Genomic DNA, 17,736 nt, shown 5'->3' with positions numbered 1-17,736 from the left:
ACTGCATATCTAGCCTCTTAGCCATTTTCTCATTTTTGGAAATTCCGAACTTTCACAAAGCTCCATCCATACTAGAAGAGGCAAGCCCTTGTAGTCTGCACTTTCATAACTAGCAATAAGCATGTTTGCATCCCCTTTATAACCATCAGGATGAAAGACTACTTCTGGACTGAGATTCAAGTACTTCAAGGCAGCATATGACCAGAGCATTACTGCCATTTCATCGTCCTGCCCAGGCGATCTATATTCTTTTACATTTCCGATGATTATTTTACGTTCTTCCTCAGTCATCAGTGCAATATGCCCAGCCTCATGAAGTAAATCGCCAGGATATAACAGGTTTTCCGGATCGTAAAGCAGGATTCCTTTATCGATTTTTATTCCAGGCAAGAAGGTCTTTTCTAGTTTTTGCGATTTCGTAGGGATTCCGATTTCTTGGAGAAAATCAAGGATGATTTTTCTGTTAGTGACATCTGCCTCCGAGATTTCCTGAGCTGCTTTTTCTTTTATTCCACCGAAAGCACCAAAACACATGTTTTTGTGAAGGATTTCTACTTTACTGAAGCCGACCTGCTTCATCAGATCTAATTGATAATTCATTGATCTCGGCGAGTCTTCTTTGTCAACATAGGCAAGCACTTTTTCTCGATATTCTTTTCCCCCGATACTTTCCAAATAGTCGCCATAGCGCTCCCAGGTATAGTCATTGAGCAAGTCAGTATCCTGAGTGATCAAATCAGAAATCATCAAGCATCCTCCTGGTTTGAGTAATTTGAAGAGCTTCGCAAAAGTATTCTCCCAGTCAGAATCTTCCCTTAAATGATGCAAAACTGCCCCTGCTAAGATGATATCATAGCTGCCTTCTGGCAGGAATATATCACGAATATCTCCTTCAAAAGCAGCAACTTTCCCATCGGTTTCGGCAGAAACTCGCTCTACAGCTTTTTCGAGCATTTTACCACTTAAATCCACTAGTGTGCAATTTAAATCTGGCAGTTTGGTGAGCATCATGAGTGAATAATTTCCCGCCCCGCAACCTACATCCAAAATTGAACTGGCATTTGGGACGATGCGTTTGGCTGCCTCGGTGATAAGTTCAAGGGAAATAGTGGCGTCGATGGTCGCCACTTGTCCAGTGTCTAGGTTTGAAAATCGTTCTACATCGTTTTCGAATCGTGCACGGATCTCTGCTGTACTAGATTTATTCATTGAGCTTGGAAGATATAAAAATGGAGACTTGTTGAGTATTACAAATGTTGATCAAACAGAATGGTATTTCCATCGGGATCTTGGACCAAAAAACTAGCTGGGCCAGTAGTGGTTTCATCTGCGGGATTGATGATTTCTGCTCCTTTAGATTTGAGATGCTGCTGGATTTTTCTCACATCTTCGTAATCCTCTATTTCTTTGGCATTGTCATCCCAACCAGGATTAAATGTCATCATATTTCCTTCAAACATTCCTTGGAACAAGCCAATAAGTGTATGCTCATTTTTCATGATCAAGTACTTGCTTTCCATAGATCCTCCAAACTTAGTAAAGCCTAGATTCTCATAAAATTCTCTCGATGTTGCAAGATCTTTGACGCTGAGGCTGATAGAAAAGGCTCCTAGTTTCATGGCTGATTGATTTATGTTTTGCGATGGAATTGCTGGTTTGGAATATATATATGAATTGAGGAGAAACCCTAGGCTAAAAGAAATTGAAATAGCAATTGCGAAAAAGGTCAGTCGATTCATAACAGAATTGTTTGAGGTTATTTGAGGAATTTAAGTATGCTGGTCATGGTGCCCAGATGTAGTGCCTCATGGTAATTATTGAAGGTGATGGCATCTGCAGCAGTCCCAAGGTGAAAGCCTTTGGAGGTAGTGTATTCCTTGTAATTTTGGAATTTCCCTGATTCGAAATCAGCGATGGTTTGCTCTATAGGAGTCATCAAAAGTTCTTTGAATAGCTCTACCGTGGCTTGATCTACATCCGTCTCAGGCTTGGTTCCTGGCTTATATTTCTGAAAAAGCTCGTCTGATACATTCATAGGAAGTCCAGATAAGCCGTAGACCAATCGCTGCTGTACGACTATCACGTGTCCAATATTCCAGATCAGGTTATTGTTGAATCCGACGGGGATTTTGTTCAGCTGCTCCAAGGTATTATGCTGAAGAAATTTGGAGTAAATAGCACGATTGTTTTTCCAGATATGGAATGAAATATTCATGAGCAGTATGGTGTGATTGGTTTATTGATTTTCTAGTTCGTAACGTTTGAGTCGATTTTTGGTGGTAGCTAGTTCGCTCTTTAGCTCATCTACTTTTTGGAGTAAATTGAATATCACATCTATTCCTTCTGGGTTGACTTCCAGTTCTTGATGGATACGGATCATTTTCTCCAAATCAGATACTTTTTCTTCAGAGATATAGCGTGTTTGCTCCACTGTCTGAATCTCTATCAAGCCCAAACTGTAAAGGCTATCTACAAATGATACTTCGATCTCATAATGCGTACAGAGTGTCTCTATGACTATTAATTCTTGCTGTGCCATCTTATCGTAGTTTTTGGAGTTCTTCAAATAACTTTTTCTCTTCGTCCTTCAGGTTTGTAGGGTTTTTAATAGAATAGGTAAGGATCAAATCCCCAAATTCACCTTCCTTTTTATAGACAGGAAATCCTTTCCCTTTGAGCCGTACCTTAGTTCCATTCTGAGTTTCTGGTGCAACTTTCAATTTGACTTTTCCTTCGAAAGTGTCTGCCAAAAGTGAGCCTCCCAGTATCGCAGTATAGAGGTCCACCTCTACGGTGGAGTATAAATTATCGCCCTCTCGCATGAATTTCGTGTTGTTTTTGATCACAAAGGTTATGTACAGGTCACCATTTGGGCCGCCATTAGAACCCGGTGCTCCCTTTCCTTTGATCTTGATAGTCTGTCCATCTTCAATACCAGCGGCGATGGTCAATCGGATATTTTCACCATTGACGGTGAGTACTTGTTTATGGGTTTTGTAAGCATCCTGTATGCTTAGCTCCAACTTGGCGTTGAAGTCCTGACCTTTGAATTTGGCACTTCTTCCTCCTTGTCGAAATCCGCCTCCGCCACCAAACATGGACTCAAAGAAGTCCGAATAGTCAGCACCACCAAAGCCTCCGCCACCAAAGCCTGCACCTGGGTTTCCTTGATTTTGATACTGTCTACCTGCGCCTCCCCCTGCTTGTTCAAATTGATCCGCATGCTTCCAGTCTTTTCCGTACTTATCGTATTTCTTACGCTTTTCCGGATCACTAAGCACCTCATTTGCCTCGTTTATTTCCTTAAACTTATGCTCTGCCTCCTTGTCATCAGGATTGACATCAGGATGATATTTTCGAGCTTGCTTTCGGTATGCTTTTTTGATATCCGCCTCGCTTGCATTTTTGTCTATGCCTAGGACGCTGTAATAATCTATAAATGCCATATTTCTAACTGGAATTTATTTAGGTGTGGAAAAATCATGTGTTAAAACCCAGCTGGTTTTCATTTCATTAATATACTGACTATGACGCTAGAATGGAAAACGGAGCGATTATTCCTGCTCGATTTCTTTAATAAGCAAAATGCCCCGTAAGCTGATAAGTTTATTTGCCTTTTCCGACTGTTCGATATGCAATGTCTGAACTTGAAGTAGTACATGGAGGTTTTCTCCAGTACTTGTAATAAGCAATTCATCATTATCTACTCTATGAAAGTCATAGCCATATTGGTTTACTAAATTTTGTAAGTAGTCTGAAAGTGGGATTTGTATCTGGCTATTTTCCCAGGTTAGTATCAGTATTTCCTGAGATTTGGGGTCAATTTCTAATGCATATTTTTCCTCCTTAGGCGATTGGTTAGAAATCGTCCATTCTCCCAGGTCTACAGAACTCAAATAATCATATGCTGTGATGTCAAGCTGAATGTTTTGATTTACTTCTAGCGTTAGATTTTGTGGTAGTGCATCATGTGTCAGTAGTTGATACCGGTTCTTATAAGTCAAGCCCATTGATTCCACTAGGAATTCACTGGGAAGAGTGATGGGGGCAGATCGTTTACTGGTTACTTGCTTCATCATACTTTCCAAATCCTGTTCAAACCAAGGGTATAAGTTTGTCATTCCATGATAATCTTCGAGGTATTGTAAGATTGAGTTTACCTCATTCAGTTCGGGAGTCGGCAGTGAGTTCAGTTGCAAATCTCCTATCGGCTTATGTTTTCCTGTATTAGTTATTTCCCACATGACTTCATTTTGAATTTTGTCATCCACTAGGATATTGTGTTCAGTCAAAATCTTAATCAAGCGATTTCTCTGCATCAATTCACTTAGGCTAAACATCCCCCAAGGACCAAATGATGAAAGGATCATAAATAGTGAAAGTGAAATAGGAATGACCTTGATGTTTTGTTTTCCTAGGGAATAATAAATAGCGATAAATGCTAGCCAAATACCCATTAAGGTGATAATGTAGCGATTCACAGTGAGGCCATAATCTTGGATACGAATGCCTATAGCCAAGAAAAGTAGGATGATCAAAGGAATGAGAAATATATAGTATGCTCGATGAAATCTCTTGATCCAGTTACCTTCTTTCCAATATTGATAGGGGTAAAGCAGAAGATTGGTGAATATCCCCAGCACAGCTATAGCTATGATCATATAGCTGACTATTCCCTTTGGCCAGTCTCCAGTTATGATGATTTTAGCGCCATAGAAGTACAGAATGCAGAGGTAAATTAGCAGGAGTGGGATTAGGATGAATTGTGTGAAAATCTTGAGCCCTTTTGGATATTGTACTAGGGAAACTTTGCTTTCAAAACTCTTTGGGATACCAGCTAAGAAAAACCAGGTATTGAATATGCCAAAGGTGAGGGCGAAGATTTGAGGATAGGTCTCTCCTTGGATCTTTGCATCAAAGAGCGCGTCTATAGCCAGCAATGCAAGGCTGATTCCTATGAAAATCACCAAAGAATAGCATAAGCCTTGAACAAACCTGATGAATAGATTCTTGTTATAATTCCAGAATTCTTCTTGATTATCGCTTCCAAAATAGGGGAGAAAGGCAACCATCAAATGAATAGCTAAATTGTAAATAGCGTATCGGATATATGGAACTCGTGTGTTAGTAAAAGTATTTTGGCTAGGAAAGCTGAAATAGATTAACCCTAAAAATAATAAGCCAATAAGCCATGCCATCTGCCGTTGGAAAGCCGTAAATTTTTTCCTTTCGGCCAGAACGTCAATGCAAAAATAAAGAGGAATTCCAAGGGCAAAAGTGAGTAGGAGATTGAGTAGGCTGAGATCATCCGCTGGTTCTATCTCGATCAAATAGCAGCCTAATCCTGCAGCTAAGAAACCAAAAATCAAACTCACTGGAAAGCGTAGTGCCGCAGTACTTCCTTCCTCTTTAAGCTGAGCAATCGACGGGAATTTCATTAGAATTTCTTTGGTGAAAAATGATTTCACTCTAAGATAGCTTACAATTGCGGGACATGAAATTTAATCTATCCAGTACTTGCTGAGACTATGGTCCTAGAATGGATATCCTATGGCGAAATTGAAAATCAGATTCTCTTTTCTCCAGGATTTACTGCCAAAATCAAAGGAGTTACTCCAACGTTCCCCTTCAGGCAAATAAGGAATCCGTATCGGTGTGGCCAGGTCAAAACGAATTACAAAAAACTGAATATCCACGCGTAAACCTACGCCTGTACCCACAGCTAGTTCATCCCACCAAGAAGAAGTGAATTTACCGCCAGGAAGCGCCTCATTTTCGTTGATCAGCCAGATATTTCCTGCATCCATAAATAGTGCTCCTTTCAATAGTGAGACGATCGGAAAACGATATTCAATATTACCTTCAAACCTGATGTCACCAGTTTGATCAAAGTAAGAATTGACATCGAAGTCGTCAGGACGATAGGTGCCTGGTCCTATAGAGCGGATTCGGAAGGCTCTCACACTATTAGGGCCACCAGAAAAATATTGCTTGATATAGGGCAATGATTGGGAGTTGCCGAAAGGCATGCCCATTCCTGCGAATAAACGGGTGGCTATTGTTTGGTCTTTGTCGATGTTGAAATGGTATCTTAAATCAAGATCAATTTTACCATATTGGGCATACTCCAATCCTAGGAATTTCCCATCATCCTTTTTCGAAATTTGGTCGATAAGATGTATGGTGTTTCCGGCAAAATCCAATCCCAATCCTAAGAAGTAGGCGTGCGTTCGGAACCTGTCATTGAGTTTGTTATAGTGAAAAGTGTAATTAATTCCCGCAATGAAGTTTTGCTCGAAACTTCGCTGTAAGAAAGGATTGTCTGCCAGTATTTGATCAAATTCCGGTGAGGTATTACTAAGGTTGACCACATTTAAGCTTATAGGATTGATCTCGTGGTAGGCATATTGGTTGGCATTCCAGAGGTAACCGAAATTGGTAGATAGAGAGTTTAGCGTATAAAGTCCTCCTCTACTTAGGTATTCTGTACCTATTCCAATTTTAGTTTTTGGTACTGAGTAGCTGAATTTTTCATTGACAGGGACAAAAAAGATCACCCTAGGTATAATCAGGTCTGCGCCTAGGCCTAGCTGCAATGATTGTAGCCCTTTTCGATCTGCCCCACCAGCAACTTGAAACTCATATCCTACTTGTGCTGTGACATTCAGTGTTTCGCCACCTTTGAATAGATTTCTGTTACGATAGACGATGTTTAATGCTGGTCCCGCGAAATTATTAGACTTGGATACGGCTAGCAGCTCTGCTCGTACGGATCTCTTGGTCATTGGGGAAAGGTAAAAGTTGGCTTTGAGATGACCCAAAGAGTCAGAATTAGCTAGCTCCTCATAGCGAAGATTTACAAATTTGTAATTACCAATAGAACTAAGGCGATTGCTGGAAAGTCGAGAAAGTTTGGGGTCGTAACGTTGCCCATTTTCGATAAGGATATATTCGTTAAGCAATTTTGGCTTGAAGACCAGATTTCCTTGGATGAAATTTTTATCATCTACTACTGTCGTATCCAGCTTTTCGCCATCCTCATCGATCGAATAGTTAGGGAATACATTAATCGTGTCAATTGTGTATGGGATAATGCCATTTGTTGGGACATTTTTCTTTAACCGAAGGTAAAGCTTAAATAAGCGAAGGCTATCTGAAATATTTGTGTCGGCTTCAAAAATCAGGAAGTCATTATTGAAATTGTAATAGCCTTTTACTTTCAGTGTAGAATCAATTCGAACTCGTTCTGCATTGAGCGTATTGAGGTCAAATCTACTTCCAGAATCAAGCAGAGTTTCTTGCATCATATCGATGATTTCTCTGTCGATCTCCATACTATCTCGCTCTACAATCAACTCGCTGAGCCTGTATGGAACGGAAATATTTGCGGTATAATTTACATGAGCGTATTGTTTTTTTCGAGTCACCTCCGAATTGCTCATGCTATAGAAAAAGCCACGATTTTCTAGGCGGTTTACGATCAACTCTTCCGTCCGGGATGGGTCAACTTGACTGAAATAAACAGGCTCTTCTCCGATTTTTTTGTTCAAGAAACGATTGACGAATCCAGCGCTATCTTGGGACCCTTTATAGTGAGCCCAAAGTTTCACATACATACCAAGGAATTTTTTGTTGGGCTTAGGTCTAAGCAAATCTTCCAACTCCTCCTTTATCTCATCTAAGCCTTGGGTTTTTTCTTCGGTATTTACCTCCAATTTGGCTCCTGTGTATAGAAACTCACCTTCGGGGATATACTTCTTTACACTGCAGCTCAGAACAAGTGCAAGTAGTAGTATTGGTAAAGTCGATATTAGTCCCCTAGTTTTCATTTTCTTTTGATTCCTCAGTAGCTTTATTTTTTGTTTTGTCTTTCTTTTTGCCCTTGTTTTCTAATTCATCTATTGGATTGGTTTTGTGCTGTTCTTCCAGCGGTACAGGTGCCCTCCAGAGCTCAGGGAATTCATTGAATTCTCGGTGGAATATCAAACCACCACCTGTGACTACCAGCTGACCGTCAATGATACTTTCGAATTGATTTTTTCTGAAAGCTCGGATTCTCCAGCGTCCATCTTCAGTCAACTTGTATTCGAAACTGATATTTGCCAATATAGAATTGGCCTCGCCACCACTTTGCGAGCTTCCTTCTATACCTACCTGACTTCCCACTTGTACGGTCAATCTGTCGTCAAAGAGTGTCTGCTGGGCGTTGATGTTCAAATCGGTTCTGTTTTGAGCACTTCCCGATTGATAGTCTTGATAACTATCCACATCGAAACCAACTTTGAAGCCACTATCTCCAAATAGCTTGCTTGACAGCGCATTCATTTGATCAGAAAGAATCTGACTCACACTGTTTCTGGCAATAGCCTCTGCACCACCATTGGATCCATCACTGCCTGAGGAAGGGAAGAACCTGTTGAGTACCAGAAGTGAAAATACTTGCTTATTGAGTTCATCTTCTTGTTCATTGATCTCCAAGACCCTAGAATAGACATTTCCGCCAAATGCTCCTCGTTGATTTTCCGGCATATCCAGTCTGAAGCTGATTTCTGGTTTGAGCAATTCACCTTTGACATTCAAATAGACCAAGAAAGGAAGTTGCTGTTGGTATTGGCTTTTGGTTTCATTGTCGCTACCAGTAAGTTGCGAAGACATCAATTCAGTGGAGCCAGTTTCTACTTCGTAGATGGCTTGGATATCCATATTGGCATCCATTGGATCGCCATTCCAAGTGATTCGGCTTCCCGGATTGATGTCAAATTTCCTGCTTACTAGATTGTATAAGGACATCTCATAGTGTCCGCCGGTGAGTTCATAGTTGCCGCTTAGGGTGATTCGACCATTTGGATTGATGTCCATTTGTAGGTCAGCATCTCCAGCTATCTGCAAATTGTCGCCTGTTTCTGGGTCTATGACAATAGTGAAAAGTGCCTTCGGGTCCACGTTCAATATTGCTTGAATATCAAATCCAGAAAAAGCATTGGAAGTAACTTCGGTCTGTCTGGTAAGGATGTCGTCAGGGTTTTCTTTATTGACAAAGAGTACTACTCCTTCACGCTCCACCAAGTCTACCTGAGACTCCGGTATGATCACTGTCAAATCAGTATTGTCTCGGATCCCCAGTTTAGCCCTAACAATAGGGAGCACTAGATCTCCTTGGATGGTTACATCCGCATCTAGCGTTGCTTTTCCATATACTAATTCGCCGTCTTCATCTGTGGAATTTACAGCCATGAAGTTATCTGAAGTTAGTTTCAGGTCAAAAGATGGGTTGATATAACTCTCGGTGAACACGGTACCGTCTATGGCAAAGGTATTATTCTCCACATCCCTAATGGTGAACTGTTCGAAGTAGACACCTGCATTGTCCACACGTAGCTTTTCGTCAGAAAGTAAGTACTTTGTACCAACTTCAGCAGGAACTAAGGAAGCCTCATGAAACTGAAATTCGCCCTCATAAATGGGTTCAGTAGTTGTGCCATTTGCAGTGATAGTTCCAGAAAGATAACCTGAGCCTTCCGATAGCTGGTCTTGCGAAAGCCCTACTATTTTTTGCATTTCAATCTTATTCAGATCTAACTTTATGTCAAAGTTGCCACCGCTTTCATCAGCTACAAATTCCCCATTTAAATCTAGGTCAACCCCATCATCTTTGAGCTTTAGTGCCAAAATATAATTCCCCAAACTCTTTGCTGTAGCTTCCAGATTTAGATTTCCCAGAGGTACATCCAGGACTTTTAGACTGTCCACCTCGAGTTGACCCATCAGGCCGATCGCTCCAAAAGGATTCTCCACAACCAATTTACCATCCATCAATCCACCAGCAATTATTTCATCAGGGTTGACCAAACTAGTAATCGTGGAAAGTCTAAACCCTTTGAATAAAACGGCGATGTTTTCATCTGTAAAACCTTCTATATTATTCAATAGTGACAGTTCTTGACCTTCCTTTGTGAAGGTGAATTCATTGAATTCAAGGCTATTTCCTGAGTATTTGACGCTATTTTCTTCCGGTATATTCCATTGCTCTCCATCCAATATCAAGTCGATGGAGGAGACATGGTAACTCAGTGTATCGCCGTCTAACCCTATATCTGAAGACAAATGATAGGTACGATCTTTTTGCTCATAGGAATGAAAATCAAAATATAATCTTCTATCCGCCAACTGACCTGTTACGAAAGTTTGATCCATACTAACTGGGCCTGAGGTCAAGTCCTGAAAACCTAAATAAAGTCGAAGTTCCTCTTTGTTGGACCTTACCCGTATGCCCAAACTATCCACCTCTGTTCCTCCGTATTTGATGTATGGGAATTCTATCGTAGCTGTCAAAGAGTCAATGTCTTGAAAATAATCAGCTTGAATTCTAGCGGAATCAAATTGCTCCAAGCCTTGCACGAGCACATTTGTAAGTACAGGATCGTCGGAGATCTTCATGTCCATGTTCATTACAATATCTCGTTCACTACTGGTGTAAGAGCTGTCATTTTTATCTAAATAATGCTTGAAATGGGCGGTGAGCGCATCCGTTAGCTCAGTAGGGTTTGTGTTAGTACGCACAAAGCCATTTAGTAAATTACTGGCAATGTCAACGCTGGTAGAATCTTCTCTCACGCTTGCAGTAGCGGATACTTTTCCCAAAGGATAATTTCGATCGTCATATAGAATAGTTCCGTCATGCAGTAGTGCCTTAAGGTCAAATTCATCCAAGTTTCCTTCGAAATTTGCATCGAACTTTAGTTTAGCACGCGAGTCTTTTGCAGACATACCAAGCGCATAAAAATCTGCTCCTTTTAAGTCAAGTGTTAGATCGATTTTAGAATTAGCCGTATCTAGGTCCAACTTAGTAAGCAAGTCGAAATCCAAAAATTCTGATTTCAGAGCGGCTTCTACATCTCCTATTCCGTCGACCAATTTCCCATCCAATTTCAACCCAGAGTAATCTGAACCATACAGGCGTAGTCGCTCAAAGCTGGAGGATAATTCAGCATTCAGATCATTTAGGGTGGATCCAGAACCGTTTGCTATTATTTCAAATGTCAAGGTGTCCAGCTCTGGTTGTTTCAATAGGTTGCCTAGCTGTAGCTGATTCACCTTGAGATCTGCATCAAAAGCAAGCAGCCCGTCATTTTGGTATGCTCCATTCAGGAGTATATTTCCCAGGTCAGTTTCCAAATCCAGGTTTGCGATTATGTCATCGAGCATTCCGCTAGCGCCTGCTTTCAATTCGATCCTTTCAGGAAATTGAACCCCATAGTCATCTTCATTGACAAATTTCAATAAGGTCTCTCGGTTCGTCTTTAAGTTCAATTTCGGGAAATCAAAGGCTAGCTGATCCACATCCATCGGATTCTGAAGCTCTCCGCTAGCATCGAATTCACTTTTCCCCCAGTTGAGCTTAAGACTTGGAATGTCCATTGCCCTTAAATCTCCAGAGGCTTCCAGGTCCAGCAAAATGGGGAAAGAGGCGATTTCTCTAATGAGGGTATCCTGAGCAAGTGCAGGGTCAAAGAAATAGCTGTCACGTACATCTAGCTTGGATTTGTTCACGGACAAATCAAAGGATATGCTTTCGTAATCGTCTATGAGTTCTTGGATAGAAGGGTACTCAATGCTGATAGCTGCGTCCAACTTACTCCGATTGGTAGCAAGCAGCAGATCTTCCAGCTTAGCCTCATTATTTCCAGCTCTCAGATCAAAATGAAACTCTTTCAGTTCAAATCCTGAACCTTCTAGGAAATGAAACTCCTCTAGCTTTGCCCGTAGTTTTTCATCTTTTAGGATTATATCTGATGCATCAAAAGCCAAGTCAGAAACCACAATCACTTCTGGATTAAACTTGCCTTTGGTGATAGGCGTGTCAGCAGTTTTGTATTCTATATCAGTGGACTTGATCGAGAGTTTCTCAGCTTCTACGATCCAATCCGGCCACTCGAAAGCTGTAGCTGAACTTGTGCTACTAGTATCTATTTGCGAAGAAGTGGAGAAGTCATGGTATAGGATCTTTGACTGTTCAATAGCGATCGTAGTTACTTCGATGGTCTGAGTTTGGAGATCTGCTTCTGGGAGTTTGATCAATAAATTACCTATCTGAACTTGCGCTTCCTGCCGGTCAGGCTCACTGATATAATCAGCGGTAACATTGGAGATGGTGAGTTCGTCTACATTCACAATAGGCATGAGCGTTTCTTCGCTGGAGTCTTCCGAAGGGGGAAAAGCTTTGGTTTGCGTATACCTGATTTGAGTATTTTGAAGTGCTACATTTTTGATATCAAACACATATTTTTCCAAATCTAAGCCTGGAATGGCGACATCCAACTCTCCAAGTTTGAGGTATGCATCGATCCCCAGTACCTCATCCAAATAGCTAATGTCAAAATCTCGAAGAGAAATTGGTGAAAGCTTTATTTTTAGTGGATCGGACGCGGTGGTGTCTGCGTCAATTTGGGTCGAATCCGCAGCTTGGGAAGCGAATGCCTCAATCAAAAAGTCAAAGTTGAATTTTTCGGTGTCTGCACTTCTGCTTACACGAGCGACCAAGCCCTCCCAATCCAATTTTCTAACGCTGATATTCCTTGTGGTTATAAGAGGGCCAAAAGCTACTCCTGCTTCGAGATTTTTAGAATATAACAAGGTGTCGCCTTCAGTGTCCTCGAGGTATAAATCTTCCAGGTAAATGTTTCCTGAAAAAGTAACGAAAAGACGCTTTACTGATACTTCTGTGCCCGTTTTTTCCGAAACATAGCTGGTTGCTTTGTTCACAATTATCCCCTGACCCCAAGGGCTACGGATAAATAGAATTAAGGCACCAATGATCAGCAAAAGAATACCGATCGTGATACCCAAAATCTTCAAAAATTTACCGAAAAATCGTTTAATAGATTTGAGTGTTTAAATAATGGTAGTAAATGTACTTGTCCTCAAGCTAATTAAGGGACAATAAATAAGCCAGCTTGTTTATTAAAACAATTACTTTTAAACCTCAAAAATACTGATTTGTTTGTGAGAAGTGAATTGGCTCTACCCAGGTTAGTTTTTCTTTTGGTAGGTCCGCATGTATTCAGCCATTTCCTCTGGAGTCATTTTCTTCTCCGAACCCGGAGTAAGCTCGATAGCTTCTTGGATGGCTTTGTCGGCTCTGTCGATAAATTCCTTTGGCTTGCCGTCAGCTTTGATTAGATCAAAGGCATCATACAAGTCTCCCGTAGCCGTGTAAGCCCCATAGCTGAGTTTGTTTCCTTCGATGGTAATCAATTGGTACAACTGTGTGTTCGATGCAGCACGATCCATCCATTTGTTAGGAGTAAGGTTGTACATTTTTGGGCCACTCACTGACACTACATACACTGGCCCCTGCGCTGCCGGATCCTGATTACCTACACCTGTAGGCAAATTCCTTCCTCTACCATACGAATGATCGTGTCCTTGTAGCACTAGATCAACTTTGTATTTGTCAAAAATTGGCTTGAAAGCTTCGCGAAATTTCTTGTTGTCACGACCAGTGCCCGAAGAGTAGATCGGGTGGTGAAAAGTGACCACTGTCCACTTTTGGCTATTTTCTTTCAATACATTTTCTAGCCATTCTTTTTGAATAGCCATAGAATTCTCATCTGAAACGATCTCTTGGGAGTTCAGGGAAATCATACGCATGTTAGAGTAGTCGATATAGTAAACCGTCTCTGGAAATTCCTTCGGACCATTTTCTGGAAGGGTAAATTGCTTTTTCCAGTGATAATCCAAAACCAAGGTTTCGTCTTCCTCTCTATCATATTCATGATTGCCCGGAGTACTGATACTCGGAATCATAGCATTGATAAAGCCTCCAGCATAGTTCCATTCACCCCATTCGGAGTCGGATTGCGTACTGTTGATAAGATCACCTGCATGAAGCATGAAAGCCGCCTTAGGTAAATTGGAATAGGCTTGACGGATTATTCTGGACCATTGAGATTTTAGGTTGTTTTGCGCATCACCGAAGTAGACAAACGAAAAAGGAGTTCCTTTATCCGGAGCTGTGGTGAACTGGAACCATTCTGTCCAAGTTTCTTCACCTCCCACGCGATAGGCATAGGTGGTGGCAGGTTTAAGATCTCTGAATGTCACTGAATGATAATTTGCCTGTACGCTGTCCACATCCAAGGATTCTGTAGTAGCATCAAAAGTCTTAACATTCTCCAAGTAGATAGGAGTATTTGGAGCAAGGATAAATTGTGCTTTTGAGTTTTTAACATCTCCCGAAGTTCGCCAAGTGACAGATTGGGTGATCATAGGATTGTCGGACCATGTAAGTACTATGCGGTCAGGAAATTCAGTAGGAAGAAATTTCTGTGCAAAAAGGCTACATGAAAACCCAAAGAAAAATAGTGTCGCAAACGTGATTTTAATGGTGGACATCATCAAATGGTGGTTTTGTGAAAATGAATCAGTAAAGAAGCTACGAAAAAGACAGCTGTCTTTAAAAGTGGTGTTAAGGAATTTTTAAATCGGCCTTATTGTACTGTATTCTTTCCAAGCGAAAACTCAATCCTGATACTACCAATCCCAGTAAAACAACCCCGCATGCAAGGAGCCAATTACTATTGGAAATGGGTATAGAAAAAAACTGAAGCCCCAGACCAGCTAGCCAAACCAAATGTCCATTTCTAGTTCGAATCGTTCTTGATTTGATATCGAATCTACGATTGCCCTCATCGATCAAGGGTCTGAAAAAATCACGGTATTGCCAAAGGATAATCAAATCTAAGAGAAGAAGAAAAGCAAGCACGAAAGGAGTTCCACGCCATTGCAGGGAAATAGTCACCATCAGAATATTCCCAATCATAGGAATCATCATGATACTTCCGAGCAATTTGTATCGGGTAGTGAGCAGCATGTAACCAATGATGATTTGGCTGAAAGCAATGAATCTACCATAAAATCCTAGCCCAAAATGTTCCAGCTCTTCCACGAGCCAGGTTGGTCCGATCCATCCAAAAAACTGATGCTCATAAAAAAGTTTTGCCATTCCAGCACCCCAAAATGTGAAGCCGAGAAAAACAGAAATAGCTGTTATCATCAATGGAGCAAGTTTTTTCATGGAATTAGTAATTTTTGCACTTTCTCAATCCAGCTAGAATTTGATCTGTTTTTGATTTTTCTCAAAAGAATTTCTAAAAACTATTGCCATATACATTTCCATGACATAGATTTGTCTTAATTTAAAATTAATCTAAATAACAATAGAGAGAAGTTTTACAGCTTAAAAAGAAGAAGCCACACGGCGGCAACCGTATGGCTTCGGGTACTATACTTTCTAATTCTCCAATTACAAAGCGATGCAATATACTAAAATATTGTCCATTGTATTTTTGTGCAGTTTTTTTGCCTACCCGGCATTTGCTCAGCAAAATACTATCATATCCGGCGAGGTCTTGGACCAAAATGACTCGTCGATTCCCGGAGTTTTAATCCGGATATCCCCTATAGAAAAGGGACTTGTGACCGATGAAAACGGCAAGTTCTCGCTAAGTCTTCCAGCTAATCAGAAGTACATCTTGGAGTTCTCTTTTATGGGTTTCAAACACCATACAGAAGAGATTTCACTTGGCTCAATTGAGAGAAAGCTTAGAATCAAACTCGAAGAGGACCAAAATGACTTAGAAGAATTTACAGTTCTAGGCAAGTCGGAGCTTCGTGAAATCGAAGAGCGAGCCTTCAACGTGGAAGTAGTGGACGCACGAAAGCTTCACCATACCAATTTGGATTTGGGGCATGCATTAGACCGGGTTTCTGGAGTGCGTGTCAGAGAAAGTGGAGGCGTGGGGTCACGGATGAATTTTTCCCTCAATGGATTTTCGGGCAAGCAGGTCAAATTCTTCATCGATGGCATTCCCATGGATGACTTTGGCTCCTCCTTCCAGCTAAACAATATTCCGATCAATCTAGCTGAGAGAATCGAAGTATATAAAGGTGTAGTTCCGATAGGATTGGGTGCAGATGCATTAGGTGGTGCAGTCAATATTGTGACCAAAAACGTGCAGAAGAACTACGTGGATGTATCCTATTCCTATGGCTCATTCAATACGCATCGCACGGTAATCAACACTGCTTTTGTAGCAAAATCAGGCTTTACAGTTCAGCTGAATGCTTTTCAAAACTATTCTGATAACAACTATTGGGTAGATGTAGATGTGGCGGATATAGAAACTGGGAAATATTATCCGAACCAACATGTTCGCAGATTTCATGATACTTACCATAATGAGACTGTTATCGCTCAGCTTGGAGTTCAGGGAAAATCGTATGCAGATAAGCTTTTGTTTGGTCTGACGGCGGGTAAAAATTATTCAGAAGTTCAGACTGGAGCGAGGTTGGTGACTGTTTTTGGGCAATGGCACCGTAAGGGGACGATAGTGATGCCAACCTTCAAGTATCAAAAGCGGGATCTTTTTGTCAAAGGACTGGATGTAATTGTGAATGCCAATTACAACTTTGGTTCAGAGCAAAACATCGATACGGTTAATCGACGATACAATTGGTTTCAGCAGTATAAAGAATACGATGTGCCTGGCGGGGAGCGATCTTACACACTTTACAAATTCAAAAATAACAATGCTGTATTTACTGCAAATGCCCATTACAATTTTGGGAAGATTCACACCATCGCGATCAGTAATGTGTACAACAGTTTCAATCGTGTAGGTAGCGATGCATTGAGTCCTGAAAATGACCGATATGAAGAGCCCCGCAAAAGCCAGAAGAATATCACTGGCTTGAGCTATCAGCTGAATTGGGAGGAAAAAGCCAGTGTTTCGGCGTTCACCAAAATTTATAATCAAACCAACTATTTCACTATGTCCTATAATCCTACCGGGAATTATGGAGACCTGGCCTATCGCAACGAAAAGGAGAATTTTACCTATCCAGGTTTTGGTATAACAGGTTCCTATTTTGTTACAGGAAATATCCAGGCTAAAGCCTCTTTTGAGAAAAGCTACCGATTGCCTGAGCCTGAGGAGCTGTTTGGTGATATGGTAAACCTACAGGGGAATCTGGATCTGAAGCCGGAAACCAGTTACAACTACAATTTGGGACTAAGCATTTGGAAGCAACTCAGCGCTGATCATCGAATTGATTTTTCTGCAAATGGTTTTTACCGAGATGCGAAAGATTTCATCCGGCCTAGACTGAACAACAACCAAACTATGCAGGTCATGGATAACCTTTATAGTGTGACCAACCTTGGTGTGGAAGGAGAAATTCGCTGGACTTATAAAACTATTATTTCTGCTGGCGCAAATATTACTTACCAGAACCTACGCAACAATACCGAATTCGAAGAAGGACAAACCATCCCGAGTATAGTCTATCGCGATCGGGTGCCAAATATGCCTTACCTCTTCGGAAATGGTGATGTGAGCGTTATGCTTCAGGATGCCTTTGGCAAAGGGAATGACCTCAATTTCGGATACAATCTGCTTTATGTGCATGCTTTTTATCTCTACTGGCCAAGTCTGGGATCTGAGAAATTCGATGTGCCTCAGCAGCTTTCCCATGATGTGAATGTGACTTATACGACAGGTAAAAAGGGTCGGCTTCAGCTGATCGCTGAATGCAGGAATATTTTCGACAGTAAACTCTATGACAATTTCAGCTTGCAGAAGCCAGGTAGAAGCTTCTCAGGCAAGATCAGATACTTTATTTATTAACTCTTCAACAATTCTTTTTCCTGAGGACTATCAGGAGCTCATTTAAAAT

At 41.1% G+C, this 17,736-nt stretch carries 11 protein-coding genes; 1 reads left to right on the top strand and 10 read right to left on the bottom strand.

The annotated features are described in order from the left end of the window. Nucleotides 1–9: 9 nt before the first annotated feature. The 10 genes from LV85_RS22300 to LV85_RS02460 form a co-directional block, all read right to left on the bottom strand. Entirely contained in the window at nucleotides 10–1,209 is a 1,200-nt protein-coding gene (locus LV85_RS22300; RefSeq protein WP_245942117.1) for a class I SAM-dependent methyltransferase, read from the bottom strand. Between the two features lie 38 nt (nucleotides 1,210–1,247). After that, a complete protein-coding gene (locus LV85_RS02500; RefSeq protein ID WP_111316836.1) occupies nucleotides 1,248–1,619 on the bottom strand; it encodes a VOC family protein in 372 nt (123 codons plus the stop codon). A gap of 137 nt (nucleotides 1,620–1,756) precedes the next feature. Continuing rightward, entirely contained in the window at nucleotides 1,757–2,215 is a 459-nt protein-coding gene (locus LV85_RS02495) for a DinB family protein (protein WP_111316620.1), read from the bottom strand. A 21-nt stretch (nucleotides 2,216–2,236) separates the two neighbouring features. Next, nucleotides 2,237–2,539, bottom strand: a complete 303-nt coding sequence (locus LV85_RS02490; protein ID WP_111316619.1) for a chaperone modulator CbpM — start codon at nucleotides 2,537–2,539, stop codon at nucleotides 2,237–2,239. Nucleotide 2,540: 1 nt separating this feature from the next. After that, entirely contained in the window at nucleotides 2,541–3,446 is a 906-nt protein-coding gene (locus LV85_RS22525; protein WP_111316618.1) for a DnaJ C-terminal domain-containing protein, read from the bottom strand. Nucleotides 3,447–3,554: 108 nt separating this feature from the next. Then, a complete protein-coding gene (locus LV85_RS02480) occupies nucleotides 3,555–5,468 on the bottom strand; it encodes a DUF4153 domain-containing protein (protein WP_146260413.1) in 1,914 nt (637 codons plus the stop codon). Between the two features lie 66 nt (nucleotides 5,469–5,534). Further along, the gene (gene tamL / locus LV85_RS02475) at nucleotides 5,535–7,829 is read right to left on the bottom strand and encodes a translocation and assembly module lipoprotein TamL (RefSeq protein WP_111316616.1); all 2,295 of its coding nucleotides are present in this window, start codon (nucleotides 7,827–7,829) and stop codon (nucleotides 5,535–5,537) included. Beyond that, nucleotides 7,819–12,855, bottom strand: coding sequence for a translocation/assembly module TamB domain-containing protein (locus LV85_RS02470; RefSeq protein ID WP_245942116.1), 5,037 nt, complete (start codon nucleotides 12,853–12,855; stop codon nucleotides 7,819–7,821). The genes tamL and LV85_RS02470 overlap by 11 nt, the downstream gene beginning before the upstream one ends. A gap of 174 nt (nucleotides 12,856–13,029) precedes the next feature. Continuing rightward, nucleotides 13,030–14,397 (bottom strand): purple acid phosphatase family protein, encoded by a 1,368-nt coding sequence (locus tag LV85_RS02465; protein ID WP_111316614.1) that lies wholly within the window; start codon nucleotides 14,395–14,397, stop codon nucleotides 13,030–13,032. A 70-nt stretch (nucleotides 14,398–14,467) separates the two neighbouring features. Further along, on the bottom strand, nucleotides 14,468–15,076 hold the full coding sequence (locus tag LV85_RS02460; RefSeq protein WP_111316613.1) for a hypothetical protein: 609 nt from the start codon (nucleotides 15,074–15,076) through the stop codon (nucleotides 14,468–14,470). Nucleotides 15,077–15,314: 238 nt separating this feature from the next. Between LV85_RS02460 and LV85_RS02455 the strand changes: the two genes are divergently transcribed. Continuing rightward, complete coding sequence (locus LV85_RS02455) at nucleotides 15,315–17,687, top strand: TonB-dependent receptor (protein ID WP_111316612.1); 2,373 nt, start codon at nucleotides 15,315–15,317, stop codon at nucleotides 17,685–17,687. The last annotated feature ends 49 nt before the right edge of the window (nucleotides 17,688–17,736 follow it).

The organism is Algoriphagus chordae, assembly GCF_003254055.1.
Taxonomy (GTDB): Bacteria; Bacteroidota; Bacteroidia; order Cytophagales; family Cyclobacteriaceae; genus Algoriphagus; species Algoriphagus chordae.
Note: the sequence above shows the minus strand (reverse complement) of the source record. Positions and strands in the feature narration are given on the sequence as shown.